We start from the raw sequence: 24111 nt of genomic DNA on the forward strand, positions 1-24111 counted from the left end.
CATGCTGCGTAATCAAATTGCGACTCATTCCCATGTTCTTCGTAGCAAGTCTCTATATCCTGAATGTTGGAAATTGAACGGCGTGTCTTTTTAGCCATATTTTCAAAGTTCACAGCCCGTAGGGCGGGTTAGCCGCAGGCGTAACCCGCCATAAAACGCTAAACCTGCGCAGCCCAACAATCGCGGGTGAATATTGAGCGACATCGCCGGTTTCCAGCATGGCGCTCATGCCGCGCGGCACCTACTTTTCTTTGCTTCGCCAAAGAAAAGTAGGCCAAAGAAAGGCGACCCGAGACACGCCCCGCTCCGCGGTTCCCTCGCGTGGCGAGAGCCAAACAAAAAACCGTTTGTCTCTCTTCGTGCTCGGTGCGTGTTTTAACGGGATCTCAAGCCCCAGACCAACGATCAAGAAATAACAATGATGTATTGCCAGCAAAGCATTGATAATCAATGGCTACATTCAAATACATCATCACCGTAGGACGTCAATGAGCGCAGCGAATTGCGCCGAATGCGCCGTAAAAAACATCGCAACGGCGCGATTCGTTTCGCTCATCAGCACCCTACAATTGCGGCTTACGAGTTATATACCGCGTACCCAATTACATTTTTTCAGACCACACTTGATTCTAAATCACGAGTCTTTTTTCTATTTATTTCATTTTCAACTGCGATCATTAATTCTTGAGTAAATTTACCACGCTTTATTTCATCATCTGTTGGAAAACCGAGTGAATCAATTATATGTTGACATTTTTCAAAAATATTAACGTATGATCGTTTCTCTGAATTAAGAACATCAATTATCTTACTTGCATATTTCTCTGCTTTCTTAGAACCTGCAAGCGGCACGTCCATACTGTTATGGCATAACAATTTAAAACCTTGGATTATATGCCACCGCAATTTTACATAGTTTTGAGCATCAATTTTACGACCATTAATCAATGCTTGATATTTATATAAAGCAAGAGCGGAAGCATAATAATATGCTTCATGATCTTCTTCTTTAAATAGATTATCTCCATTTGCTGAAAAAATAGTTTTTACATATCTTGCAGAGTTATGCGGCGTATTCAAAAACATTGCGGCATAACAACGAGCTATTTCACGTACATCAAATATTCTAGATGATTGGTAACCAACACCTTTAAACTCACCTTGTCTGCGCTCAAAATATATATTATTTTCAGCTGGGCAGCTTTGATTCTGTACTTGAAAATATTTCTGAACTAACTTTGCTTTATTTTTCAATCCAAAAAAAGATTCTTGCGGTATATTAGATTGACTATTTGTAGCTGCAATAATATCGCTAGATGATTCATTATCTGGAGACTCAATAAATTTAACTACTACATTAGAAGATTCATCCAGAAATGATTTATTCTCAAATAAAGTAGTACTAGTCTGACAGCCATTAATTATTTGATAGTTTGTAATATTCAATTCTTTTGTATTTGGTGTCAATGTCAACTCAGGAGCAACTATAGTAATTCCATTATTTAAAACAGAAAAAAGTGATTTTTTATTTACATCTTGTAATGTTTTCTGTATATCTTGATTTACTTCATTTTCTGCACCTAAAAACGATCTTACATTTTCTTCAAATACATAATGTTTCAGATTATTATCTTCGTCGATAAGTAATGAGTTAACGAACTCCTTAGCATTTACTAAGGCTACGTAAGACTGTGGAATCCCAGGCATTGCTGGCATTCCAAAAAAATCTATTAACTTTAATTTAGCTTCATTTTTTTCAGTTAAATTAACATAATATTTCAACATTTCACTACGACCAACAGCGGTAACAGAAACAGCATGAAAAAATTCTGATTCTTTTACGCATCTATTAATTATTTCAAACGATGCTTTTATTTCACGTTCAGCCTTATATGTACCAGATGTGCAGTAGTATATATATGCATTTGGCCTTCTATTTCTTACTTTTTTTAGATTTTTTAAAACTATATTAAAAACTGCTAATAATTCAGTATTCAATTTTCCATTTGGTAATACTGGATCTAAACTTAGAAAATCCTCCAGTCCAACTTTAAAATTATTAATATCTTCCTTAGTAAAACTTTCCCCACTCTTTGATTGCACGAAAACCAGATCTACAGCTAAATTAGTCTTATGTGTTTTAAATACTTCAATAGCATCATCTTCAGTTGTTATTAAATCACCATCAACAATAATAGCTAATCCATCAATAGATGCATCATCTTCATCAGTGGTAACAGATTTAGGATCAAACCTACCAAAAAAATGCTTTGATATTACACAATAATTGCTAAACAATTCAAATAATTTTGAATCTTTAATTCCATCATATTGGAAATCTTCAGCAAGCTCGCTAATATGATTTTTTAAAATTATATGCATCTCATCCCCATTTTATAATTTAATTGAAATCTGATTCGTTGTAAAAATTAAATAGCACCCACACGTTTTCAAGCATCTTAATTTATCAAAACAGAAAATGTAAGATATATTGGGTTATTTTTTCATTTTGCTTTCAAAGTGCAACACCAACCAATCCACCAGCCCCCTAACCTTCGGTGCCAAATACCGATTCGGTGGATAGAGCAAATATGCCGTGCCTTGGTAGGCGGTTTGCAGTTGCCAGTTGGGGAGTACGCGCGTGAGGCGGCCGTCCTGTAGGGCGGCTTGGGCGGTGAAGTGCGGTAGGCTGGCGATGCCCCAATCGTCGAGTGCGGCGGCGAGGCGGATTTCGGTGTGGTTGGCGATAAAGCGCCCGCTGACTGCAACGCTGTGGCTGATTTCGCCTTGGCGTAGTACCCAGCGATTGTCATTGGCGTGTTCACCCAGATAAATACAATCATGCTGGGTAAGCTCGGCTGGCGCTTGTGGCGTGCCGCGTTGCTGTAGATACCCACTGGATGCAACCAAAACTTGCTCAATCGGCATTAGCGCTTTGGCGATGAAGCCTTCGGGTGGCTGGTCGGTAATGCGCACGGCTAAGTCGATGTCTTCTTGCAGCAAATCGGTCAGCCGGTCGGTGACAATCAGCTGCACATTGACCTCGGGATAGTGGCGCAAAAAATCGCCCAGCAAGGGCTGGATCACTTGTTTGGCAAAGGCCTTGGGTGCAGATAGCCGCACCCAGCCTTGCGGCGTGGCGCGCACCTCACTCACAGCAACGGCGGCGCGCGCGGCGGCGAGCATATCGGTGGCGTGTTGCACGATGGCTTGCCCAGATTCAGTCAGGCGCAGCGTTCGCGTGGTTCGAACAAACAATTGCACTTTAAGCGCGGCCTCAAGCCGCGAGATTTGCCGGCTAATGCTCGACGGTGGGCTATTGAGCGCACGCGCCGCCGCCGAAAAGCTGCCACTTTCGACAACTTTGACTAGCACCGCCAAATCCGGCAATAGCGCCAGCAATCGATCATTTGTGCTCATCGCGCACAAGTCCTATGCAATTGGAATGGATTATCAATTGCTGAGTATAAATTGATAATGCCTAAACCCAATCGAGCCCGATTGAAAAACCCAGTAAAGTGAACAGCCAAAGCTTTGGCGATAAGGAGAACCCCATGCGCTACCGTTTACCGTTACCTGAACTGATGTTATTGGCGGTGGCGCTGGTGTGGGGCTGTAGTTATGGCGTCGCCAAAATGGCGCTGCTGTATTACCCGGTGTTGGGGTTTTTGGCGTTACGCTTTGGGATTACCTTTGTGCTGTTGCTGCCGAGTTTGCGTCATTTTCGTCAGCCGGCGGTGCAAAACGCCATTCGAGCTGGGCTGCCTTTGGGTGGGATTTTATTGGCGATTTTTCTGTGCGAAACCTTTGGCTTAAGCAAAACCTCGGCGACCAATGCCGCGTTTTTGATTTCGCTGTGCGTGGTGTTTACCCCGTGGTTTGAGTGGCAAATCCTAAAAAAACCGCCTGATCTTGGGGTGTGGATCGCCGCCGGTGTGGCGCTATTGGGCGCGGGATTAATTGGTAGCAAGCTAAATATGGCGTTTAATTTAGGCGATGGTTTGATTTTGGTGGCGGCGCTATTGCGGGCGCTGATGATGGTTGAAACCAAGCGCCGCTGTACGCAATCGCCACCGGATATGCTGGCGCTCACGGCGGTGCAATCTGGCGTTTTGGCGTTGGGCTGTCTAATTTTGGCCGTGTTGAGCGACGCATTACCGGCCTTGCCGCAGTCGATGACGTTTTGGGGCAGTACTTTGTTTTTGGTATTGCTGTGTACTTTGTTTGCTTTTTTTGCCCAAAATTATGCCATTGCCCGTAGCTCGCCCTCACGCGCTGCGGTGCTGCTCGGGAGCGAACCCTTATTTGGCGCTTTATTTGCCGTGATGTATCTGGGTGAGGCTTTCAATGCACAACTGCTTATCGGTGGCGGCTTGATTGTGTTAGCCTCTTTGACTGCAGTGCTACAGCCATGGGCGGGTCGTCGTTGGCGGGTGGCGCTGCTTTAGCCCGATTCATTCCCCAGCAGGACTTATTGTGAACCGTAAAGAAATCATCCAATTGATGAAAAGCCAAAGCACTTGGCGTTTGTATTTGCTGAGCGCGCTCAGTTTAGGGATTTACACGGCGTTTTATATCCAGCAGCAAAGCCAAAAATTGCTGCAAATTCCAAATATGCCGCCGATTTCTCCGCTGCTGATTCAAGGGCTATTTGGCTGCTATATGTTGAGCGCGTTTGTTACCGTGGCGTCGTTTTTTGTGCCACCTGAGCATGCGTTTAATATCGCCAGCAGTTTATTCAGTATTGCTACGTCGGTATTAGCGATTGTGTGGGCGTTTCAAATGCGCAGCCGTTTTAATCTGATTTTTGCCAGCGAAGCGAGCAGCCCCGATTGGTTTCATGGCGGTTGGACGTTTTTGTTTACGGTGTTTTATATCAATTACAAATTCAATACGCTGCACCAAGATTTAGAAGAAATCGGCTACGCCAGCTAAGTCGGCCCCGATTGCCACCCAAGCCGCCAGTGATCACTGGCGGTTTTTTTATGCGCAGCGGCGCCACATCGCAGCAGCGTGCGCCAAAAATCACGCGGCGCAGCCGCATAAAAAAAACCGCCGGAATAAATCGAGGGGTTGTTTGATATGGCATGCGGTGTTGAACCGGCTCACAATACCGGCCCGAGCATGGCGATGGTGTTGTTCCAAAAGCGGCGGCGCATCGGCCATTGCTCGACCATTGCGGCGGTGACGGGCTGGCTTTGCGCGAGGTAATGCGCTTGGCGTTGGCGGATGTCTTGGCTAATGGCGGCGTCGTACAGCAGGATGTTGTTTTCAAAATTAAGCTCAAAACTGCGTCTATCCATATTAGCCGAGCCAATCAGGCTGACTTCACCATCCAGCGTTAGCGTTTTGGCGTGCAAAACGCCGCCGACGTATTCATAGATTTCAACGCCTGCGGCGAGTAATTCACCGTAATAGCTATGGCTGGCGGCGGCGACAATCCATGAATCATTGCGAGCAGGGAAAATAATCGTGGTTTTCACGCCGCGCCGCGCGGTGGCGCACAGCGCCGCTTGCATTGCTTCATCCGGCACAAAATACGGCGTGGTGATAAATAATTCGCGCTGGGCGGCAAACATTAGCGTGACAAACACCTCGGGCATCGCCGAATACTGCAGCGTTGGCCCAGTGCCAATCACTTGGGCCACAAAGCCGTCTTCATTAGCCTGTGGGGTGTATTGGGCGTAGCGGCTTAGGTCTTCGTGGGTTTGCGCCATCCAGTCGCTCATAAATAACAGCTGATTTTGCTGCGCAATCGGGCCAGTCAAGCGCAGCATAATGTCGACCCACGGGGCGAATTTGGCTTTGACCAAAAACGCAGCATCGGCGCAGTTTTGGCTGCCGCAATAGGTGATATGGCGGTCGATCACGACGATTTTGCGGTGATTGCGCAAATCAATTCGGCCGCGCAATGGCCGCAATAGCGGATTGCCAATCGGCAGCGCCACGGCCACTTGCACCCCAGCGTCTTGCATCGCTTGCCAATGCGGCGAAGCAATCATTAAGCGCGACCCTAAACCATCGGCCATGGCGCGGCAGGCCACCTTGCGCGCGGCGGCGCGTTGCAAGGCGGCAACGACTTTAAGCCCGCTGTGATCGGTGAGCCAGATATAAAAAATCAGATGCACATGCTCGGTGGCGGCGTCGATATCGGCGACGATGGCATCAATCGCGGCATCAGAGTCCGCCAGCAAGCGCGCACTATTGCCAGCCACCGGCACAAAGCCATTCACCGATTGGCCAAAACGAAAGAGTTGACTAAATCGCTCGGGAATTTGCTGGGGCCATTGTGTGGCTTGCGCCTGCTGCAATACTTGATTGACTTGATGCAAGCGCGCGATGCGATGGCGACCAATACTGGTTTCGCCGAGCAAGATATACGCTAACACCCCCAAACCCGGCAGCAACATAATCACCACAATCCACGCCACCCGCGACGCTGGCTCGCGCTGCGGCCGCAAAATCGCCCGCGCAATAAACAATAACTGTATCGCGACAAACACCACGGCCAGTATTTGATTCCAATGCATACATCGCTCCCAGCTTAAAGATTGGCAATGTTTAGTTTGGTGTTGATACTGTGCCGCAGGCACTTCAAATCAACAACACGTCATCTAAATCTGCTGAATATTTTGATGCTAACACGCCAGAAGTCATGCTGCGGTAAGCGAATTTCACTTTTGCGCGGGTAGCGGTAACGCGTCTGGCCTTGGCTTGGCCAGCCACACGCTGGTATTTTCTAGGCGCAAAGCGCGTGACATCGGGCTGGATTAGCCTACAACATCGGCGTAAAAGCCGCCAAAGCGTGTTTCGTCACAGTCGCGTGCTAAACTGCGAGCCTATCTTCAATTTGCGCGGCATGCTTGCCGCCGCCGACTAGGGCCTGCCTATGACTGTACTCACCCGGAAACCACAAGAAAGCTTGCAAGACAGTTTGCAACAAGTCACTCGACTTTTAGAGCGGCACAAACTCGTGGAAGGGATGGTACATAAGCAAGAAGGCCCCAAGCATGATTTAGTCGAAAAACTCGTCCACCGACAAAACCTCACCGAATTACAAATGAAATTGGCCGCGCTGCATCCGGCCGATATTGCGCATATTTTAGAGGCGCTGCCACACGCTGATCGTTTAATGGTGTGGGGCTTGGTCGACGCTGAAGACGACGGCGAGATTTTGCTCGAAGTCTCCGACGCGGTGCGTGAATCGTTGCTGGCCGATATGGCGCCGCACGAAATGGTCGCCGCCGCCGGGCAACTCGATACCGACGAGCTGGCCGACTTGGTGCCCGATTTACCGAGCGCAGTGCAAAGCGAAGTGCTCGATACACTCGACGCAGAAGATCGCGCCGAAGTGCAATCGGCGATGTCGTACACCGAAGATCAAATCGGCTCGCTGATGGATTTTGAGATGGTGACGATTCGCGCTGATATTAAGCTCGAGGTGGTGTTGCGCTATTTGCGCCGTTTTGACGAGCTACCTACGCATACCGATAAGCTGTTTGTCGTCGACGACAATGAGATCCTTAAGGGGGTATTGCCGCTTAATCGTTTGCTGGTGAGTGACCCAGACAAATACGTGCAAGAAATCATGGCCGATGATGTAGTGGTGTTTCAGCCATTTGACGACGCTGGCGAAGCCGCGCAAGCGTTTGAGCGTTATGACTTGGTGTCAGCCCCCGTGGTCGATAGCAATCACAAAGTGATTGGCCGCATTACGGTGGATCAAATGGTTGACGTGATTCGTGAAGAATCCGACGCCGAAGTGCTGTCTTTGGCCGGTTTGAAAGACGAAGATTTGTTTTCTAGCGTCGGCAAGGCGGTTAAAAATCGCTGGCCGTGGTTGGCGCTCAATATTTGTACCGCTTTTATCGCCAGCCGCGTGATTGGCTCATTTGAAGCGACGATTTCGCATTTGGTAGCGCTGGCTGCCTTAATGCCGATTGTGTCGGGGATTGGCGGCAATACCGGCACGCAAACCACCACGCTGATTATTCGCGGTTTGGCGTTAGGGCAAATTCAGCCGTCCAATACGCGGATGTTGCTGCTCAAAGAATTGGGCATTGCGCTGATTAATGGCCTGATGTGGGGCAGTGTGTTAGGCGTGATGGCGTGGGCTTTATACGGCCAGATTGGTCTGGGCTTGGTGATGATGGGCGCGATGATGCTCAATATGATTGTCGCCGCCTTGGTCGGTTTGTTTGTGCCGCTGATCATGCAAAAATTTGGCCGCGACCCCGCTTATGGCTCGTCGGTGCTAATTACTGCACTCACCGATAGCCTAGGATTTTTTATCTTTTTGGGATTGGCGACGATCTTTTTGATGTAAACCAGAGCCAGCAATATGCCAACGTATCGTGAATTAATTGTAAGCAGTGGCCTTGAACGTTTTGATGCTCAGGTGTTGCTACTGCATATCGTGCAAAAAAACCGCGCGTGGCTGATTGGCCACGATAACGAAGCGGCCAGCGAAGATCAGCAAACGGCGTTTGCCGCTGTGGCAGCGCGCCGGCGAGCTGGCGAACCGGTGGCGTATATCCTTGGTTCGCGTGAGTTTTATGGCCGCGAATTTCAAGTTTCCCCTGCAGTACTGATTCCGCGCCCAGATACCGAATTACTGGTTGAATTGGCGATCGCGCGCGCGCCGCAAGCCGGGCACATCATTGATTTGGGCACAGGTTCGGGCTGTATTCCGATTACCCTCAAGCTAGAGCGGCCAGACCTCACTGTGGCGGCGCTGGATATTTCGCCCGCGGCTTTAGCAGTGGCGCAAAGCAATGCGGCAGCGCTGGGCGCTGAAGTGCGCTTTTTGCAATCGGATTGGCTGGCAGCGGTGGCTGGCGAGCGCTTTGATTTAATCGTTAGCAACCCGCCGTATATTGATGCGGCCGACGAGCATTTAAGCCAAGGCGATTTACGCTTTGAGCCCAGCGGTGCGCTCACCGATGGCAGAGATGGTTTGCAGCACTTGGCGCACATCATTAGCGCGGCGCGAGCCCAGCTCAAACCGGGCGCTTGGCTGTTGCTAGAACACGGCTGGGATCAAGGCGCGGCGTGCCGCGAATTATTGCAGCAAGCAGGCTTTAGCGAAGTGCAAACGTGGCGTGATTTGGGCGACAATGACCGCGTTAGCGGCGGCCGCTACGGCTAGAAAATCCATGCTCGGTGGGCTTGCCGCTAACTCGGCATGCGCTTACAATACCCGACTAAATCAATCAAGCTTTTGAGGGCATCATGAGTATTCAAGACACTATTCGCCAGCAAGTGACCGACAATTCTGTGGTGTTGTACATGAAAGGCACGCCATCGTTTCCACAGTGCGGTTTTTCATCCGGCGCAGTTCAAATCCTTAAAAACTGTGGCGTGAGTTTTGCTGCAGTCAATGTCTTGGCCGATGCTGATATTCGCCAAGGCATTAAAGAATACGCCAACTGGCCAACGATTCCGCAGTTGTATATCAAGGGCGAATTTGTTGGTGGCTCAGATATTATGAAAGAACTCTACGCCAGCGGTGAATTGCAAACCATGTTGGCCGAATTTAAAGACGCTGAATAATTCCTGAATCATTCAGTAGAAAATTACACAACGCCGTCACCATGACGGCGTTTTTTATGCCTATTACGATGTGAATTTTTACGTTCATCGGCAATTTATAGCTTGATATAGCGCAAACCCCTTCTATACCCCCTCCCCGCATAATCCCGCAGCCCTTTATTTAATAAGATTGATTATCAATACCCATAGTATCAATCGACATTGCGGCATTGTTAGTCAAAATCAATCGACGTGATCTTTATAATTAAATTTCACTATTTAAAAACGCTACATATACTGCAAACACCTTAGTTAAACCAGAGCGCCAGCGATGCTCAATTTGCTTTTCGAATCCTTCATAGCGTTAGAAGAAATTAGCGCTAATTTTGCCGCCAGCCATTAGGAGAAAGACCATGAGCCAATGTCCATTTCAAACCACCACTGCCGGTGCGCAAATTGCCGACAATCAAAATAGCCTGACCGCAGGTCCACGTGGCCCTGTTTTGCTGCAAGACTGGCAGTTGCTGGAAAAACTAGCGCATCAAAATCGTGAGCGAATTCCTGAGCGCGTAGTCCACGCTAAAGGCTGGGGCGCGCATGGTACGTTTACGGTGACGCACGATATTAGCCAATACACCAAGGCGAATATTTTTGGTGCCATCGGCAAAAAAACTGAATTGCTGGCGCGTTTTTCTACTGTGGCCGGTGAATTGGGCGCGGCGGACGCCGAACGCGATGTGCGCGGTTTTGCGGTGAAGTTTTATACCGAAGAAGGCAATTGGGATTTGGTCGGCAATAATACGCCGGTGTTTTTTATCCGCGATCCGTTGAAATTCCCTGACTTTATCCACACGCAAAAACGCCATCCCCGCACGCATTTACGTTCCAATACCGCAATGTGGGATTACTGGTCGTTGTCGCCAGAGTCTTTGCATCAAGTAACGATTTTGTTCTCTGATCGCGGCTTGCCAACCGATGTTCGCCATATGAATGGCTATGGCTCGCACACATTTAGCTTTATTAACGCCAAAAACGAGCGTTTTTGGGTGAAATTTCACTTTAAAACGCAGCAAGGCCATCGTCATTGGACCAATGCCGAAGCCGCTGCAGTCGTCGGGCAAACTCGCGAAAGCACGCAAGAAGATTTATTGAGCGCGATTGATAAAGGCGATTTCCCACGCTGGACGGTGTCGGTGCAAATCATGCCAGAAGCCGACGCGGATAAAACCAGCTACAACCCGTTTGATTTGACCAAAGTATGGCCACACGGCGATTACCCTTTGATCGAAGTCGGCGTGATGGAATTAAACCGCAATCTGGTGAATTATTTTGCCGAGCTAGAACAAGCGTCATTTAGCCCATCCAATATTGTTCCGGGGATTGGTTTTTCTCCAGACAAAGTGTTGCAAGCGCGCTTATTTAGCTATGCCGATGCACACCGCTATCGCCTTGGTACGCATTACGAATCATTGCCAGTCAATGCGCCAAAATGCCCAGTGCATACCTACCATCGCGACGGTGCAATGAACTTTATGCCAATGGATAAAAATCCAGATGCGTATTACGAGCCAAATTCGTTTGGCGGCCCGGTCGCCAATCCTGCTGTGGCTGAGCCACCGCTTAAAATCAGCGGCGATGCCGATCGCTTTAATCACCGCGAAGGCAACGATGATTATTCGCAACCGCGCGCGCTGTGGGCGATGTTTGATGAAGGCCAAAAATCACGCTTGTATAGCAATTTGGCCGCTGCGATGAAGGGTGTGCCGGAATTTATTATTGAGCGCCAATTGGGGCACTTTGCTTTGATTCACCCAGATTACGCTGCTGGTGTACGCGCCGCTTTGAAATAAGCTCGCTCTCACCGGATTAACCCAATCAGCCCGCTTTGTCGGGCTGATTTTTTATCTAGAAGCGCAATCTTTGTTAGCATAGCGAGATTGTTTGATTTTCTTTTGGAGTCGTAATGAGCACCCTCGCTTGTGTCACCGTTGAAACCGCCCCCAATCCAACTGCCAGCGTAATTTGGCTACACGGCCTTGGCGCTGATGGGAATGATTTTGTGAGCATTGTGCCGGAGCTAGGTCTACCAAGCGATTTAGCCGTACGCTTTATTTTCCCGCATGCGCCGATGATGCCGATTACTTGTAATAACGGCTATGTGATGCGCGCTTGGTACGATATTGTGCATTTTGATCAAATTAGCCGCCAAGCCGATATCGCTGGCGTTGAGCAATCCGTAGCGGCGATTCGCGCCCTGATTGCCGCAGAAAACGCCAAAGGGATACCCACCGACCGTATCGTGCTGGCGGGCTTTTCCCAAGGCGGTGCCATTGCCTATACCGCGGGTTTAACTCACCCAGCAGCCTTAGCAGGCATTGTGGCTTTGTCGACCTATCTGCCAGCAGAATCTTTACTGACGCCAGCGACGATTGCCGCCAACCAAAATACGCCAGTATTGGCCGCCCACGGCAGCCACGACCCCGTGGTTGGCATTAGCCTCGGTGAAAAAGCCAAACAATTTGTCGCTGATTTAGGGGTGAAAGTCCAATGGCAGACCTACCCAATTCAGCATTCGGTTTGCTTGCCTGAGATCCAATTGATTGGGCAGTTTATTACTAAGTCTTTGGCGTAAATTCACGCCACCACGTGCGCAAATCTTGCAGATTTTCGCACCCTACGATTTGTTGGGTATTTAATTGCAGTGCTTTATTTACAAAGCTTTCCGATCAATACCCAACAAAAAATCCCGCTAAATAGGGTGCACAAGTTTGCGCACGCGGTGAATCGCGATTTAAGCCAAAACAAAATCGGCGATGCGCTGACCTAAACGCAGGCGATCGGCTTGCCGGGCAAAGGTATGATCGGCATCAGCCCAAGCTTCAAACTGGCAGCAGGGCAAACACGCCGCCACTTGTTCGCCAATCTCCACCGGTACAGCAGCATCAGCTTGGCCATGCACCACCAAAGCGGGGACTTCAAGACTGGCTAAGCCCGAAAACGGCGCGAGTTGCGCCAATTCTTGGCGAAATTGCGCGCTAATCTCTAGCCCTAAAAAATCCACGCCACCGGCAGCCCCCAGCTGTGGATTACTCGCCGCCACCGATTCAACAATTTGCGCCAAATTGGCTGCTGGCGCCAATAAGCATAATGAGCGAATCAATGCCGAATCGGCCAAAGCGGTTTGCAGTGCCACCAAACCGCCCATGCTAAATCCGAGCAAATGCCGTTGGTATTGTGGATAGTTTTTAGCTAAATACGCCAATAAATGCTGGGTTTGAGCCGCTTGATTAGCCACCGAAACCTCAGCAAATTCACCATCACTCTCGCCGCAGCCCAAAAAATCAAAGCGAAACACCGCAATGCCACGTTCGGCCAATACGCGCGCCAAAGTAACAAAAAAATAGGTGTATTCCACTCGATTGCCAGTAAAGCCATGCAGCATCAATACCGCTTGCTCAGCCTGATCGGGCAAATGCGCGCTACCGATCAGCTGCAAGCCGGCCATTTCAACATTTAAAGGCGTAATCGCAGTCATATTGGCCTCTTAGCAGCGACTTAAAGCGATTTTTGCCGCCGCCAAAGTGGCTTCGATATCAGCATCGCTATGCGCAGCCGAAACAAAACCAGCTTCAAATGCCGATGGGGCTAAATAAACGCCTTGATCGAGCATCGCATGGAAAAAAGCATTAAATCGGGTGCGATCCGATGCCATCACATCAGCAAATGACGTTGGCACAACTTCGGCGAAATACACACCAAACATCCCCCCTACTGACTGCGCGCAAAGTCCGTGATCTTTGCCTAATTCATTTAATCCTGCGACTAACTTCGCCGTTTGTGCGCTTAACTTCGCAAAGAAATCATCTTGTCTAATTTCGGCTAACGTCGCCAATCCTGCAGCAACGGCAACTGGATTTCCCGACAAAGTACCAGCTTGATACACCGGGCCTAAAGGCGCTAAATAGCCCATGATATCGGCACGACCACCGAAAGCGGCCAAAGGCATGCCCCCACCCACGACCTTACCTAAGCAAGTTAGATCTGGCGTAATACCGTGAAAACCTTGCGTACACTGCAAGCCAACACGAAAGCCGGTCATGACTTCGTCGTAAATCAATACTGCGCCATGCTGCGTGGTTAAATTACGCATTGCCGCGACAAATTGCGCGCTCGGCTGCACCATATTCATATTGCCAGCGATAGGCTCAACAATAATTGCGGCAATTTCACTGCCTTGCTCGGCAAATAAGGCTTCAAGCGCCGCCACATCGTTGTAAGGTAAAACAATCGTATCGGCCGCAACTGCTGCAGGCACCCCAGCTGACGATGGATTACCAAATGTAAGCAAACCAGAGCCCGCTTTCACCAACAAGCTATCGGCATGGCCGTGGTAGCAACCCTCAAACTTGATCAATTTATCGCGACCCGTAAAGCCACGCGCCAAACGAATAGCGCTCATCGTCGCCTCGGTACCGCTCGATACCAAACGAACTTGCTCTAAAGAAGGCAACATTTCGCACAATACATCGGCAATTGTCACTTCGGCCTCGGTGGGAGCACCAAAACTCATACCATTTTTAGCGGTATCGATCACCGCCTCGATCACTTTCGGGTGCGCATGACCCAAAATCAATGGTCCCCACGAGCCAACGTAATCAATGTATTTTTTGCCATCGGCATCCCATACATAAGCGCCCTCGCCCTTAGTAAAAAAGCATGGCGTACCACCCACCGAGCCAAAAGCGCGTACTGGCGAGTTCACACCACCGGGAATATGTTTTTTAGCCGATTCAAATAGCTGTTCATTACGTGTAGTCATTTGTTATTCCTTGTAAAACAATGGGTATATAGATAAAAGCCTTAATTTATAATGATTTTATTCATATACCTACTAAAAATTGTAGCAAACCACAACAAAGTACGTAGCCTACAAAAAACAAGAACATACTTGTGTTTTTGGCAAAAAAGACGCAAATGACATAAAAAAACACCACAAACGCCACCGGCCACAGCCCAATACAGCATCTTTTCTTTCGCCAGCAGCAAGCCACATATCAAAAGAGAATATTTAATCCAAAAACACACCGAAATCGAAACAAATCGCCCTTTTAGCGACCTAGATTATGCAATAAAGATCGACCAAAGTGGGCGGCCAACATCACTTCATACAAACCATGTAAGGCGAGGCAATCAATTTAGGCTTTGCATTTGAGTGCCAATAGAGCAAAACCGTTTATAGGCCGAGTAAAACGCAGCCGAAGACTACTTTTAGCATAAAAATCGTCGGCATTAAGACGCAATAATGCCTTTTGGCGAGGATTTATCATGGAAGCAGCGCATTGGGTTTGGCAAAAAAGGTCTAAGTTCATGATCAATCAGAGTTTGCGCCTCGAAACACACGCTGCCGATTAATATTTAATCAGTCACGATAAATAGTTACCCACATAGCACTGATTTTTATATAAAAAATGGCTGTTTTGACGTATTTTGCTGTGGGTTTTCAGGATTGTTTGGCGTGCTGATTTTATCGTAATAGCTATTTGCTATTGGTTGTTTCTGGTGGGTATCTGAATATATTCCATATAAATAAAGGCGTAGCGATATATACATCAATATTTTTGAACAAGCTTCCTAGGCCAATGTGGCAGCCGTGTTTTGATCGGTGGGATGATTCACGCCATCATAGATTTTAATGTTTGGAATTTGGTATGGATTAACGCCCTCAAGGCATCCGACGTTATAGCCATATAGATGCGGATTTGAGCGGCGTTGATGGTGGGTATAAATCCCGCATACTGAGCAAAAGTAATGCTTGGCAGTTTGAGTATTAAATTGATACAGCCGCAGAACGTCTTCGCCCTGAATAATTTTAATACCGGACAACAACACCGAAGCCACCACCGCGCCTTTGCGTCGACATATCGAGCAATCACAATGCCGAGGATCAACAATGCCATCGGGCAAATCAATCTCTAATACCACCGCACCGCAATGACAACTGGCTTGGTGCTTTAGCTGAATAACTGTCTCACCCACTCTCTTGATCATTGCAATCCTCGCGTCATTTTAAACTGCACCTGCGTCTAAACCTGCTCAATATACTCCCGCCGCAAGACCCCAAACTGCACAAAATCGTTGAACTTGCCACCCCAAAATCCAGCCTCACGCAACTGGCCTTCGTGAACAAAACCGAGCTTGGGCATCAATTTAAGTGATGCTAAATTGTCAGGATGAATTTGTGCTTCTATGCGGTTGAGGTTCATTACGCGAAAACCATACGGCAAAATGGCAGCTAAGGCCTCTTGCATCAAACCTTGCCCCCACGCCGATTGGGCTAGCTCGTAGCCGACCATCGCGGAGCGCCAAGCGTGATTCCAACGGAAAAATCCGCAACTACCCAGCAATTTTCCATCTGATTTTTGGCTAATGCCCCAGCGAATACCGGAGTTTCCCTCACCACGCCAGTGTGAAAAAGTGGCCACCAAGGCCTTCGCTTGCGCTAATTCAATCAAAGGATCAGAACCAAAGTATCGCATCACTTCAGCACAGCCATGAATATCAAGCAGAGCTTGTGCATCGGCATCGACAATTTCACGCAGGATAAGGTGCTCAGTGTGTAAAACTGGAAAATCGCTCATGCTTAAAACCAACGACTAAACGGCGTAATTGACAGTGCGCTGTTGTAATAGCGCGCATCTCCCGAAACTTCTGCACCTAGCCATTCTGGCTGTGGATAAGTGCTATTTTCGCTAGCCAGCTCGAGTTCTGCGACGATTAAGCCGGCATTGTCGCCATGAAACTCATCAATCTCAAAGGTGTGCTGCTCAATGCTGAGTAAGTGCCGAGTTTTATCCAAAACTTGCGGGCAAAGTTTGAGTAATTCGACAGCTTCCGCCAGCGGGATTTCATATTCAAATTCAGAGCGGCTAATTCCAGAATTTTTACCTTTAATCGTCAAGAATGCAGCGTCGCCTTTCACCCGAACTCGCACGGTGCGCTCAGGATCGGTGCATAAATAGCCTTGCGCGATGCGTGTACTACGATGAACATCGCTGCGCCAAGTGTCATTTTTAAGTAAAAATTTTCTTTCGATTTCAACGGCCATTATTCAACCGCCTTTTTAATTTTGGCGGATTCGCGTAAATGATAAGCGCCATCGTCGGCTTTGTAGACGTTTTTATTCCAATCGCTTTCGATCTCAAATACGCCCCAATCTTGGTGTTTTTGATCAATCAATGCCTGCCGTGCTTCATCGGCGCTGCAATACACGCCCATACCACGATAGAAATTTTCTGGGTCGAGTAGCGCGGTTGGAAAGTCGGCGGGTAAATCAGCTTTCGCCGTCCGTCCTGGCGCTGGCTCACTTTGCGGGCTGGCCAGAATCTCTTTAATTTGATTTGGGCCGATGGCGTAAACGCCACATTGCTTGGTGGTTGGCGCAGTTTCGCCGCATCCGGCAAGTAAGGCGACCAGTAAAATAGGCAGCATGATTTTCATTTTTTAATCCTTTTGCATAAAAGTTGGGCTATCTCGCAATGGATAGCCCAAAAATTAAAACGGTTTAACAATCACCAAAATCACGATGGCAAATAAAATCAGCACCGGCACTTCATTAAAAAAACGAAACCACACATGGCTGCGGGTATTTTTATTGGCAGCAAAAGCCAATACCATTTGGCGACAGGCAATATGGTAGCCGACTAAAATTGCGACTAAGGCTAATTTGGCATGCATCCAGCGCCAGCCTTCTCCCATATAAAAGTCATAAAAACCCCAGGTCCAGACCCCAAAAATTAACGCCAAAATGCCCAGTGGCGTCATAAATCGATAGAGTTTATGCGCCATTAAATTAAGCCTAGCTAACTCATCGGTCTGTTTGGCCATGGCTAAATTGACAAAAATACGCGGTAAATAAAATAGCCCAGCAAACCAGCTAATTACAAAAATCAAATGTAATGATTTAATCCACAGCACGGCTTTTCCTTATTTGTGCTAACAAGCAAAGCTAACTGCGTTAAGACGCGTTTTTCTTTGGCTTGCCACTGGGTTTTGGTTTGTTTTTAGCCGTCTCATAGAGCGGCATCACCACCGGGATTTTGGCTTGTAATTCGGCAATCCGCGTATTGCTCGAAGGATGAGTCGACATAAATTCCAGCCCTTTACCTGCGCCTTGGGCCGCCATTTTTTGCCATAAACTCACTGCAGCATTCGGGTTATACCCAGCACGCGCGGCCAGCTCTAAGCCAATGGCATCGGCTTCGCTTTCACTGGTTCGACTATTGGGCAATGAGTAACTGACATCCACCAAGGTATTTAAACCGCTACCAGCAAGATCTTGGTAGGCATCATATTTACCGCCAGTGACGATAGAAAACAGCTGCATACCACCTTGTAAAGCAATGGTTTTGCCGTATTCCTCGCTCATTTTTTCACGCCCATGTTCGCGCAAGGCATGCGCGATTTCGTGGCCCATGATTTGCGCGATCTCATCGTCAGTGAGTTTTAAGCGCTCAATAATACCGGTGTAAAACATAATTTTACCGCCGGACATACAATAGGCATTGAGTTCAGGGCTTTTTTCTACATTCACTTCCCATTGCCACTGCAAAGCATCAGGGCGAAATACCGCCGTTTGCGGAATGAGTCGCTGAGCAATATCGCGAACTCGCCGCACCGTGGGGTCGTTACTCGGTAAAAGCTTACCTTGGGATGCTGATTTTTTAATGGTTTCGGCATAGCTAGCGGCCGACATTTGATCAACTTGCTGACTAGACAGCAGCATGCTTTGTTTACGCGTAGCGCCAATTGCCCCCGCTTGGGTGGTGTTCACTTGCTGACAAGCCGTCAACATCGAGGCTATCGCTAAACTAAGAATTAATCGTTTCATCGGCCTACTCCAGCAAAATTAGATTTGCACCATTTCAAAATCATCTTTGCGTGCACCGCAATCAGGACAAGTCCAATTCATTGGCACGTCCTCCCACTTGGTTCCCGCCGGTATACCGTCTTCTGGCCGGCCTTCAGCTTCATCGTAAATAAACGCACAGATTAGGCACATATATTTTTTCATTGCGATAAGTCACTCAGAGTGGTTTAGAATTCTAATTTTACCGAACAAAGAAAATCTGTGCTTATGAATCCAACGCCACCCACTGTACTAGTTTTTGCTGCGAATGATCCTTCTGGTGGTGCGGGTTTAATGGCCGATGTATTGACCCTTGCCTCACTGGGTTGCCACACCTTACCGATTATTACCGCCATCACGGTGCAAGACAGCGCAGGCGTGCAAGAATTCCATGCCGTCGATTCTGAAATCGTTGATGAACAAGCGCGCTTTATTTTAGAAGACATCAAAATTGATGTGATTAAAGTCGGCATGGTCGGCAGCGTGGAAAACTTAGCGGTAATAGCTGAAATCGCCTCAGACTATCCAGATATTCCTTTAATTTTAGAGCCGGTATTTAGCATGGGGCGCGGCGAGGAATTATCCAACGAAGAGCTGATTAGCGCGATGCGCGAATTGCTGTTGCCACACACGCATTTGGTTACGCCGAATAATACCGAAGCGCGATTATTGGCTTCCGACGATCCCGATGAGCAAGAAGAAATGCCGCTCGATGCCGCTGCGCAACGCATTTTGGAATGTGGCTGCGAGTATGTGTTAATCGCCGGAACGCATGAAAAAACGCCGAAAGTGGTCAACACCCTTTATAGCCGCTTAGGTCGAGTGCGCACCGATCAATGGCCACGTTTACCCGGCAGCTATCATGGGGCGGGCGCCACCTTGGCCTCGGCCATTGCCGGCGCACTCGCCAATGGTGCTGATATCGGTGATGCGGTAAAAGACGCGCAAGACTTCACCTCGCAAGCGCTGTCGGCGGCATTTCGCCCGGGAATGGGGCAATTTGTTCCCGATAGAATGTTCTGGGCGCGCCCAACTGATGAAGAAGCAACCGCAGAAATCGAAGCGGCAATCCGTAAAGAATTAGAGCCACCAACCCAGTCATAAACGTTGTTTCACGTGAAACATCGCGGTATAAACGTGCCCAGCCAAAATTGAGTACAAACAATATATTCATTGCTGACGCATTTTTATACCGCTTCTTGGATTATTTATGCCTCTCCCCCAAGTCATTGTTTTAAACGGCAGTAGCAGCTCTGGTAAAACGGCCGTGGCCAAATTATTACAAGAAATGCTGCCACAGCAATATCTCAATTTCAGCATCGATATTGTGCTCTATTCCTTGCCCGCGAGTGATTTACGCAAAATGCAAACAGGTGCTGAAATCACTCGCCCCGGTTACGATTGGCCGAGTTTAGTTCGCGGCTATCATTATTGCTTACCTGCTTTGCTGCAAGCAGGTTGCCATTTATTGATTGATCATGCTTGGTGTGAGCGTGGAGAAAAACGCGAGTTGCTCACCGAACTGGCAGGTTATTCAGTGGCTTTAGTTGGCGTGTATTGTAATTCAGAGGTGGCAATGGCGCGCGAGCAAGCACGTCAAGATCGGGCGATTGGTTTGGTTGCTTGGCAAAGTGCGCGCGTTCATCAAGATATGCAATACGATTTGAATATTGATACGACAGGTATATCGCCACAAGTTGCAGCTGAAAAGCTATGTAGCGACATACTCAAACATGGTGCATGGACGGGAGCAATCGAAACGCTAGAGCACTTGAATATGCTGAACTAAAGCACGATGATAGTAAGGGTCAACTCAGTCTTTCCATTTTACCAACGTAAGGAAGTGCCATGTTCGACTACTACCAGCTCACCGTACCTGTTTACAATCGCGCACTAAACCAACTCGCTCATTTGCTGGATAAGGCAGCAGAATTTGCTGCGCATAAAAAAATCAGTGATGAAACCATGCTCGGTCTGCGTCTTGCACCCGATATGTTTAATCTAACCAAACAAGTGCAAATCGTTTGCGATAACGCCAAATACTGCGTTGCTCGCCTCTCTGGTGTGACCGCTCCGGTGCATGAAGATGATGAAAAAACCTTTGCCGACTTGCAGCGGCGTATTGTTGCCACTCAAGAATTTATTGAATCGGTATCAGAACACGATTTTAAAGACGCCGCCGGCAAAACGATTACATTGTCTTTTTTGCCTGATCATCCAATGAGTGCCGATGTTTATTTGCTCTCGTTTGTGCAACCTAATTTTTATTTCCACCTGACCACTGCTTATGCCATTTTACGCAGCAATGGCGTCGATATTGGCAAGCAAGACTATATGGGTCAAGTTTAAACATCGCCTACAAAAAAACAGCACGGCTTGCCGTGCTGTTTTTTTATGCATTTTCTAATAATGCTAATTGAAGTAATTGTTGGCGTAGTGCTTCGATCGATTCAAGGCAGCCTGCTTGAGCAATTTCTTGTTCACCATCTGCGCTGATTTTATATAAACCGTAACGCATCAATTGTGGCTGTTGCGTCGTGCTCCAAACGGGGTGAATAGCGTAAGTCATGATCTTCATCACTTTGAGCACGACGGCAAGAGGCCGTTGATCTATTGCTCTTAGCTTTAATATCGTTGAGATTGGGCAAAACTGAACTACCGCTGGTCAGCAAAATGCTGCACTGCGTCACTTGGCGTATTTTTATCCGCCCAGCACCAATGCCAAGGCTCATACACATAGCCATAACGATTGTCGCGTGGAAAAGACAAAGTAAAACCAAACTCAGCTGCATGCGAATTTAACCAAGCAAATGCCGGCGTATTTTCAAACTCTTCCGTCACCACAGGGCCACCCGGCGTAAAAATATCCACCGCCCTACCTGTATGATGCTCGCTACACCCCGGTGGCGCGAGCACCTGTAAAACCTCGTCGATCAGCACACCTGCAATCAACTTTCTTTGGATTAACTCCACTTGCCGTGTGCTAGCTCGATAGGCCGATGCAATTTGTAAATCAACGCCATCTTGCCAAGCTGCCCGCTGCATCTGCGCCCATGCAGCAGCTGCCGCGGGAATCAATTGCCAGATTCGTCCATCGTCACTCACTGCCACATCGATTAATTCAGTGGCTTCGGTAAACAAGGTTAAATTGCGGCTTTGCAATAATTCAAAAGGTATGCCCAGCTCAGCCCATGCGACGGCTAGCTCTGGCGTCATACCTGATGGATGTGCTTTCATTTAAAATCCAGGCAGTTTAAATGCAGTGCTAATCGGCTTGCCTTTTTTGGCGCGTTTACCAATATACGGCGCCATTTCGTTCTCATTTAAAATCCACTCTTGCGCCTTACCGCCACGCCCTGTGTAATTAATGGTTAACGTTAAGCCGTCGCAAATGGTAATGGCATTGAGCTGATCTTTTGGATCAAGCGCCATGGTAATCACACCACGTCCACCGCCAGTGAGCTGCTTAAATTCGCTATACGCAAATAAATGCAATTTACCTGCCGTCGATAAGCAAGCCACCAATGATGTTTCACGTGGAACAAAAGTCGACACCCGCAACAATGTCTCACTCTCTTCCAAGGTCAAAAATGCTTTACCGGCTTTTTGTCGACTGAGTAAATTATCAAACAAACAGCTAAAGCCATAACCACTCGAGTTGGCCAGCACCACCCAATCACCTAATTTAGCTGCCAGCATTTGGGTAATCCGCGTTTTAGCCACCAAATCAACCAAGGTCGTCACCGGCACGCCATCGCCACGTCCACCAGGGACCACCGAGGCTTGAATTGAATACACCCGACCATCACTGCCAAACAGCGCAATCTGGTCAATCGTGCGGCATTCAATCGCCGCCAATTGGCTGTCGCCGTCTTTAAAGCTCAGGCTTTGCAAATCAAGGCCATGCCCTTGGCGAGCACGTAACCAGCCTTTTTCTGACAAAATAATCGTTACCGGCTCATCCACTACCGCCACTTCAGCAACGGCGCGTTCGGCGTGCTCAATTAAAGTACGACGAGGATCGGCGTATTTCTTTTTATCAGCTTCGATTTCTTTGATAATTTGTTTTTGCATTGCGGCTGGATTAGCCAACAAGTTTTCTAGCTCGGTTTTTTCTGCACGCAGCGCCGACAATTCTTGCTCAATCTTAATCCCTTCAAGTCGCGCTAATTGGCGCAATCGAATCTCAAGGATGTCTTCAGCTTGGCGTTCCGATAACAAGAATGCCGCCATCAACGCCGATTTGGGCTCATCCGAATGACGGATGATGCGAATCACTTCGTCGATATTGAGCAGAACCAGCAAGCGCCCTTCCAGAATATGGATGCGATCATCGACTTGGCCCAAACGATGCTGGCAACGACGCGTCACCGTCACAAAGCGAAAATCAATCCACTCGGCGATTAAATCACGCAGCGTTTTTTGCCCAGGTCGACCATCACGGCCAATGGTAACAATATTGATCGATAAGCTACTTTCTAAGCTGGTATGCGCTAACAGCAAATTCATCAAATCATCTGAGCTTTGCCGCGATGATTTTGGCTCAAATACCAAGCGAACTGATTTATCTTTTCCCGACTCATCGCGAACACGATCCAGCACGCTCAAAATCAATTGCTTAGTTTGCACTTGATCTTGGCTGAGCGCTTTTTTGCCTTTTTTCACTTTGGGATTAGTGAGCTCTTCGATTTCTTCTAATACTTTTTGGCTCGACGTACCTTGTGGCAATTCAGTCACCACCATTTGCCATTGCCCACGCGCCAGATCTTCTTTTTCCCAACGAGCACGGACTTTCAAACTGCCACGGCCATTTTCATACGCGCTGGCGATGTCTTTATGCGAAGAAATAATTTGCCCGCCACCGGGTAAATCGGGGCCTTGGATATACGTCAGTAATTCAGCAGTCGATAATTTAGGATTACGAATCAGCGCAATACTCGCGTCCGCCACTTCGCCTAAATTATGCGATGGCATTTCAGTAGCCATCCCCACCGCAATCCCCGATGCGCCATTGAGTAGCAACATAGGCAATCGCGCCGGCAATAAAACCGGCTCTTGAAAAGCGCCATCATAATTTGGCGTGAAATCGGTGGTGCCTTTATCGAGCTCACCGAGCAGCAGATCCGCCACCGGCGTTAAACGTGCCTCGGTATAACGATAAGCCGCAGCACCGTCACCATCGCGTGAACCAAAATTGCCATGACCATCAATCAAGGGATAGCGCAGCGAGAAATCTTGGGCAATACGAACCAAAGCGTCATACGCCGATTGGTCACCGTGGGGATGATATTTACCCAACACATCACCCACAATCCGCGCCGATTTCATCGGTTTGGCCGTCGCCATTAAACCTAGCTCGTGCATCGCGTATAAAATCCGCCGCTGCACGGGTTTTTGGCCATCTTCAATTTGCGGCAAGGCGCGGCTTTTCACCACGCTCATGGCGTATTCAAGATAACTTTTTTCGGCATACAGTCCTAGCTGTACTGATTCACCATCATCAGGTACAGCAGAAACTTGAGTAGCAATAAAACGCGCAGCGCCGCCTTGATTGGGTTTCAAGGGCGTTGCAGACATTTCTACGGGGTCGAGTAAATCATCAGACATGGATCAGGCCAAAGTGAATCTAGCCTCGTATTCTATCTGCCTGAATGGCTAGGTTCAAAGCGCTAACG

At 48.1% G+C, this 24111-nt stretch carries 25 protein-coding genes; 10 read left to right on the plus strand and 15 right to left on the minus strand.

All coding sequences use genetic code 11. The features are described from left to right. Positions 1-612 precede the first annotated feature (612 nt). Entirely contained in the window at positions 613-2382 is a 1770-nt protein-coding gene (locus K4H25_RS01485; RefSeq protein ID WP_221021708.1) for an AIPR family protein, read from the minus strand. A 114-nt stretch (positions 2383-2496) separates the two neighbouring features. Further along, positions 2497-3420 carry a LysR family transcriptional regulator gene (locus K4H25_RS01490; protein ID WP_221021709.1) on the minus strand — a complete coding sequence of 308 codons (924 nt, stop codon included), beginning with the start codon at positions 3418-3420 and terminating at the stop codon, positions 2497-2499. A 134-nt stretch (positions 3421-3554) separates the two neighbouring features. On the opposite strand from K4H25_RS01490, the gene K4H25_RS01495 reads away from it, so the two are divergent. Next, positions 3555-4448, plus strand: coding sequence for a DMT family transporter (locus K4H25_RS01495; protein ID WP_221021710.1), 894 nt, complete (start codon positions 3555-3557; stop codon positions 4446-4448). A 28-nt stretch (positions 4449-4476) separates the two neighbouring features. Next, positions 4477-4935: a DUF4234 domain-containing protein gene (locus K4H25_RS01500; protein ID WP_221021711.1), complete on the plus strand. Its 459-nt coding sequence runs from the start codon at positions 4477-4479 to the stop codon at positions 4933-4935. A 170-nt stretch (positions 4936-5105) separates the two neighbouring features. Here K4H25_RS01500 and cls read toward each other — a convergent pair whose 3' ends face one another. Beyond that, positions 5106-6530: a cardiolipin synthase gene (gene cls / locus K4H25_RS01505; protein ID WP_221021712.1), complete on the minus strand. Its 1425-nt coding sequence runs from the start codon at positions 6528-6530 to the stop codon at positions 5106-5108. 359 nt (positions 6531-6889) lie between these two features. Here cls and mgtE point away from each other — a divergent pair, with 359 nt between their 5' ends. The 5 genes from mgtE (at position 6890) to K4H25_RS01530 (ending at position 12163) form a co-directional block, all read left to right on the plus strand. Then, positions 6890-8326, plus strand: coding sequence for a magnesium transporter (gene mgtE / locus K4H25_RS01510; RefSeq protein ID WP_221021713.1), 1437 nt, complete (start codon positions 6890-6892; stop codon positions 8324-8326). 15 nt (positions 8327-8341) lie between these two features. Beyond that, positions 8342-9148, plus strand: coding sequence for a peptide chain release factor N(5)-glutamine methyltransferase (gene prmC / locus K4H25_RS01515; protein WP_221021714.1), 807 nt, complete (start codon positions 8342-8344; stop codon positions 9146-9148). A gap of 83 nt (positions 9149-9231) precedes the next feature. Further along, the gene (gene grxD, locus K4H25_RS01520; RefSeq protein ID WP_182075976.1) at positions 9232-9552 is read left to right on the plus strand and encodes a Grx4 family monothiol glutaredoxin; all 321 of its coding nucleotides are present in this window, start codon (positions 9232-9234) and stop codon (positions 9550-9552) included. Between the two features lie 392 nt (positions 9553-9944). Then, the gene (locus tag K4H25_RS01525; RefSeq protein WP_221021715.1) at positions 9945-11381 is read left to right on the plus strand and encodes a catalase; all 1437 of its coding nucleotides are present in this window, start codon (positions 9945-9947) and stop codon (positions 11379-11381) included. A gap of 113 nt (positions 11382-11494) precedes the next feature. After that, entirely contained in the window at positions 11495-12163 is a 669-nt protein-coding gene (locus K4H25_RS01530; RefSeq protein ID WP_221021716.1) for an alpha/beta hydrolase, read from the plus strand. A 159-nt stretch (positions 12164-12322) separates the two neighbouring features. On the opposite strand, the gene K4H25_RS01535 is transcribed toward K4H25_RS01530, so the two are convergent. From K4H25_RS01535 to K4H25_RS01575, 9 genes are all read right to left on the minus strand, one after another. Continuing rightward, positions 12323-13066, minus strand: coding sequence for an alpha/beta hydrolase family protein (locus K4H25_RS01535; RefSeq protein WP_221021717.1), 744 nt, complete (start codon positions 13064-13066; stop codon positions 12323-12325). 9 nt (positions 13067-13075) lie between these two features. Next, positions 13076-14350: a glutamate-1-semialdehyde 2,1-aminomutase gene (gene hemL, locus K4H25_RS01540; protein ID WP_221021718.1), complete on the minus strand. Its 1275-nt coding sequence runs from the start codon at positions 14348-14350 to the stop codon at positions 13076-13078. Between the two features lie 812 nt (positions 14351-15162). Further along, a complete protein-coding gene (locus tag K4H25_RS01545) occupies positions 15163-15567 on the minus strand; it encodes a GFA family protein (protein ID WP_221021719.1) in 405 nt (134 codons plus the stop codon). A 47-nt stretch (positions 15568-15614) separates the two neighbouring features. After that, positions 15615-16169 carry a GNAT family N-acetyltransferase gene (locus K4H25_RS01550; RefSeq protein WP_221021720.1) on the minus strand — a complete coding sequence of 185 codons (555 nt, stop codon included), beginning with the start codon at positions 16167-16169 and terminating at the stop codon, positions 15615-15617. Positions 16170-16171: 2 nt separating this feature from the next. Further along, positions 16172-16636 carry a CYTH domain-containing protein gene (locus K4H25_RS01555; RefSeq protein ID WP_221021721.1) on the minus strand — a complete coding sequence of 155 codons (465 nt, stop codon included), beginning with the start codon at positions 16634-16636 and terminating at the stop codon, positions 16172-16174. Next, positions 16636-17028, minus strand: a complete 393-nt coding sequence (locus K4H25_RS01560) for a DVU_2496 family lipoprotein (protein WP_221021722.1) — start codon at positions 17026-17028, stop codon at positions 16636-16638. The genes K4H25_RS01555 and K4H25_RS01560 overlap by 1 nt, the downstream gene beginning before the upstream one ends. 54 nt (positions 17029-17082) lie before the next feature. Then, positions 17083-17505 carry a CopD family protein gene (locus K4H25_RS01565; RefSeq protein WP_221021723.1) on the minus strand — a complete coding sequence of 141 codons (423 nt, stop codon included), beginning with the start codon at positions 17503-17505 and terminating at the stop codon, positions 17083-17085. A gap of 40 nt (positions 17506-17545) precedes the next feature. Beyond that, positions 17546-18418 (minus strand): M48 family metallopeptidase, encoded by an 873-nt coding sequence (locus K4H25_RS01570; RefSeq protein ID WP_221021724.1) that lies wholly within the window; start codon positions 18416-18418, stop codon positions 17546-17548. 18 nt (positions 18419-18436) lie between these two features. Beyond that, on the minus strand, positions 18437-18601 hold the full coding sequence (locus K4H25_RS01575; protein ID WP_203564036.1) for a rubredoxin: 165 nt from the start codon (positions 18599-18601) through the stop codon (positions 18437-18439). A 63-nt stretch (positions 18602-18664) separates the two neighbouring features. Between K4H25_RS01575 and thiD the strand changes: the two genes are divergently transcribed. The 3 genes from thiD to K4H25_RS01590 all read left to right on the plus strand — a co-directional run bounded on the left by thiD (position 18665) and on the right by K4H25_RS01590 (position 20785). Beyond that, positions 18665-19540, plus strand: coding sequence for a bifunctional hydroxymethylpyrimidine kinase/phosphomethylpyrimidine kinase (gene thiD, locus K4H25_RS01580; protein WP_221021725.1), 876 nt, complete (start codon positions 18665-18667; stop codon positions 19538-19540). A 106-nt stretch (positions 19541-19646) separates the two neighbouring features. Beyond that, positions 19647-20225 carry a chloramphenicol phosphotransferase CPT family protein gene (locus K4H25_RS01585; RefSeq protein WP_221021726.1) on the plus strand — a complete coding sequence of 193 codons (579 nt, stop codon included), beginning with the start codon at positions 19647-19649 and terminating at the stop codon, positions 20223-20225. A gap of 59 nt (positions 20226-20284) precedes the next feature. Next, positions 20285-20785, plus strand: coding sequence for a DUF1993 domain-containing protein (locus K4H25_RS01590; RefSeq protein WP_221021727.1), 501 nt, complete (start codon positions 20285-20287; stop codon positions 20783-20785). 43 nt (positions 20786-20828) lie between these two features. On the opposite strand, the gene K4H25_RS01595 is transcribed toward K4H25_RS01590, so the two are convergent. From K4H25_RS01595 to parC, 3 genes are all read right to left on the minus strand, one after another. Beyond that, positions 20829-21005, minus strand: coding sequence for a hypothetical protein (locus tag K4H25_RS01595; protein ID WP_221021728.1), 177 nt, complete (start codon positions 21003-21005; stop codon positions 20829-20831). 86 nt (positions 21006-21091) lie between these two features. Then, a complete protein-coding gene (locus tag K4H25_RS01600; RefSeq protein WP_255587901.1) occupies positions 21092-21673 on the minus strand; it encodes a M15 family metallopeptidase in 582 nt (193 codons plus the stop codon). Beyond that, entirely contained in the window at positions 21674-24043 is a 2370-nt protein-coding gene (gene parC / locus K4H25_RS01605; RefSeq protein WP_255587902.1) for a DNA topoisomerase IV subunit A, read from the minus strand. It lies immediately after the preceding gene. Positions 24044-24111: the final 68 nt, after the last annotated feature.

The organism is Deefgea piscis (assembly GCF_019665785.1).
Classification (GTDB): Bacteria; Pseudomonadota; Gammaproteobacteria; order Burkholderiales; family Chitinibacteraceae; genus Deefgea.

What these genes read in the sequence shown, in the direction of transcription:
- parC (WP_255587902.1), bottom strand. Translation starts at nt 24,043, where the DNA reads ATGTCTGATGATTTACTCGACCCCGTAGAAATGTCTGCAACGCCCTTG.
- thiD (WP_221021725.1), top strand. Translation starts at nt 18,665, where the DNA reads ATGAATCCAACGCCACCCACTGTACTAGTTTTTGCTGCGAATGATCCT.
- K4H25_RS01555 (WP_221021721.1), bottom strand. Translation starts at nt 16,636, where the DNA reads ATGGCCGTTGAAATCGAAAGAAAATTTTTACTTAAAAATGACACTTGG.
- K4H25_RS01490 (WP_221021709.1), bottom strand. Translation starts at nt 3,420, where the DNA reads ATGAGCACAAATGATCGATTGCTGGCGCTATTGCCGGATTTGGCGGTG.
- K4H25_RS01495 (WP_221021710.1), top strand. Translation starts at nt 3,555, where the DNA reads ATGCGCTACCGTTTACCGTTACCTGAACTGATGTTATTGGCGGTGGCG.
- K4H25_RS01550 (WP_221021720.1), bottom strand. Translation starts at nt 16,169, where the DNA reads ATGAGCGATTTTCCAGTTTTACACACTGAGCACCTTATCCTGCGTGAA.
- K4H25_RS01585 (WP_221021726.1), top strand. Translation starts at nt 19,647, where the DNA reads ATGCCTCTCCCCCAAGTCATTGTTTTAAACGGCAGTAGCAGCTCTGGT.
- prmC (WP_221021714.1), top strand. Translation starts at nt 8,342, where the DNA reads ATGCCAACGTATCGTGAATTAATTGTAAGCAGTGGCCTTGAACGTTTT.
- K4H25_RS01570 (WP_221021724.1), bottom strand. Translation starts at nt 18,418, where the DNA reads ATGAAACGATTAATTCTTAGTTTAGCGATAGCCTCGATGTTGACGGCT.
- K4H25_RS01485 (WP_221021708.1), bottom strand. Translation starts at nt 2,382, where the DNA reads ATGCATATAATTTTAAAAAATCATATTAGCGAGCTTGCTGAAGATTTC.
- K4H25_RS01530 (WP_221021716.1), top strand. Translation starts at nt 11,495, where the DNA reads ATGAGCACCCTCGCTTGTGTCACCGTTGAAACCGCCCCCAATCCAACT.
- K4H25_RS01600 (WP_255587901.1), bottom strand. Translation starts at nt 21,673, where the DNA reads ATGAAAGCACATCCATCAGGTATGACGCCAGAGCTAGCCGTCGCATGG.
- K4H25_RS01535 (WP_221021717.1), bottom strand. Translation starts at nt 13,066, where the DNA reads ATGACTGCGATTACGCCTTTAAATGTTGAAATGGCCGGCTTGCAGCTG.
- K4H25_RS01590 (WP_221021727.1), top strand. Translation starts at nt 20,285, where the DNA reads ATGTTCGACTACTACCAGCTCACCGTACCTGTTTACAATCGCGCACTA.
- K4H25_RS01595 (WP_221021728.1), bottom strand. Translation starts at nt 21,005, where the DNA reads ATGACTTACGCTATTCACCCCGTTTGGAGCACGACGCAACAGCCACAA.
- hemL (WP_221021718.1), bottom strand. Translation starts at nt 14,350, where the DNA reads ATGACTACACGTAATGAACAGCTATTTGAATCGGCTAAAAAACATATT.
- cls (WP_221021712.1), bottom strand. Translation starts at nt 6,530, where the DNA reads ATGCATTGGAATCAAATACTGGCCGTGGTGTTTGTCGCGATACAGTTA.
- K4H25_RS01525 (WP_221021715.1), top strand. Translation starts at nt 9,945, where the DNA reads ATGAGCCAATGTCCATTTCAAACCACCACTGCCGGTGCGCAAATTGCC.
- mgtE (WP_221021713.1), top strand. Translation starts at nt 6,890, where the DNA reads ATGACTGTACTCACCCGGAAACCACAAGAAAGCTTGCAAGACAGTTTG.
- K4H25_RS01560 (WP_221021722.1), bottom strand. Translation starts at nt 17,028, where the DNA reads ATGAAAATCATGCTGCCTATTTTACTGGTCGCCTTACTTGCCGGATGC.
- K4H25_RS01575 (WP_203564036.1), bottom strand. Translation starts at nt 18,601, where the DNA reads ATGAAAAAATATATGTGCCTAATCTGTGCGTTTATTTACGATGAAGCT.
- grxD (WP_182075976.1), top strand. Translation starts at nt 9,232, where the DNA reads ATGAGTATTCAAGACACTATTCGCCAGCAAGTGACCGACAATTCTGTG.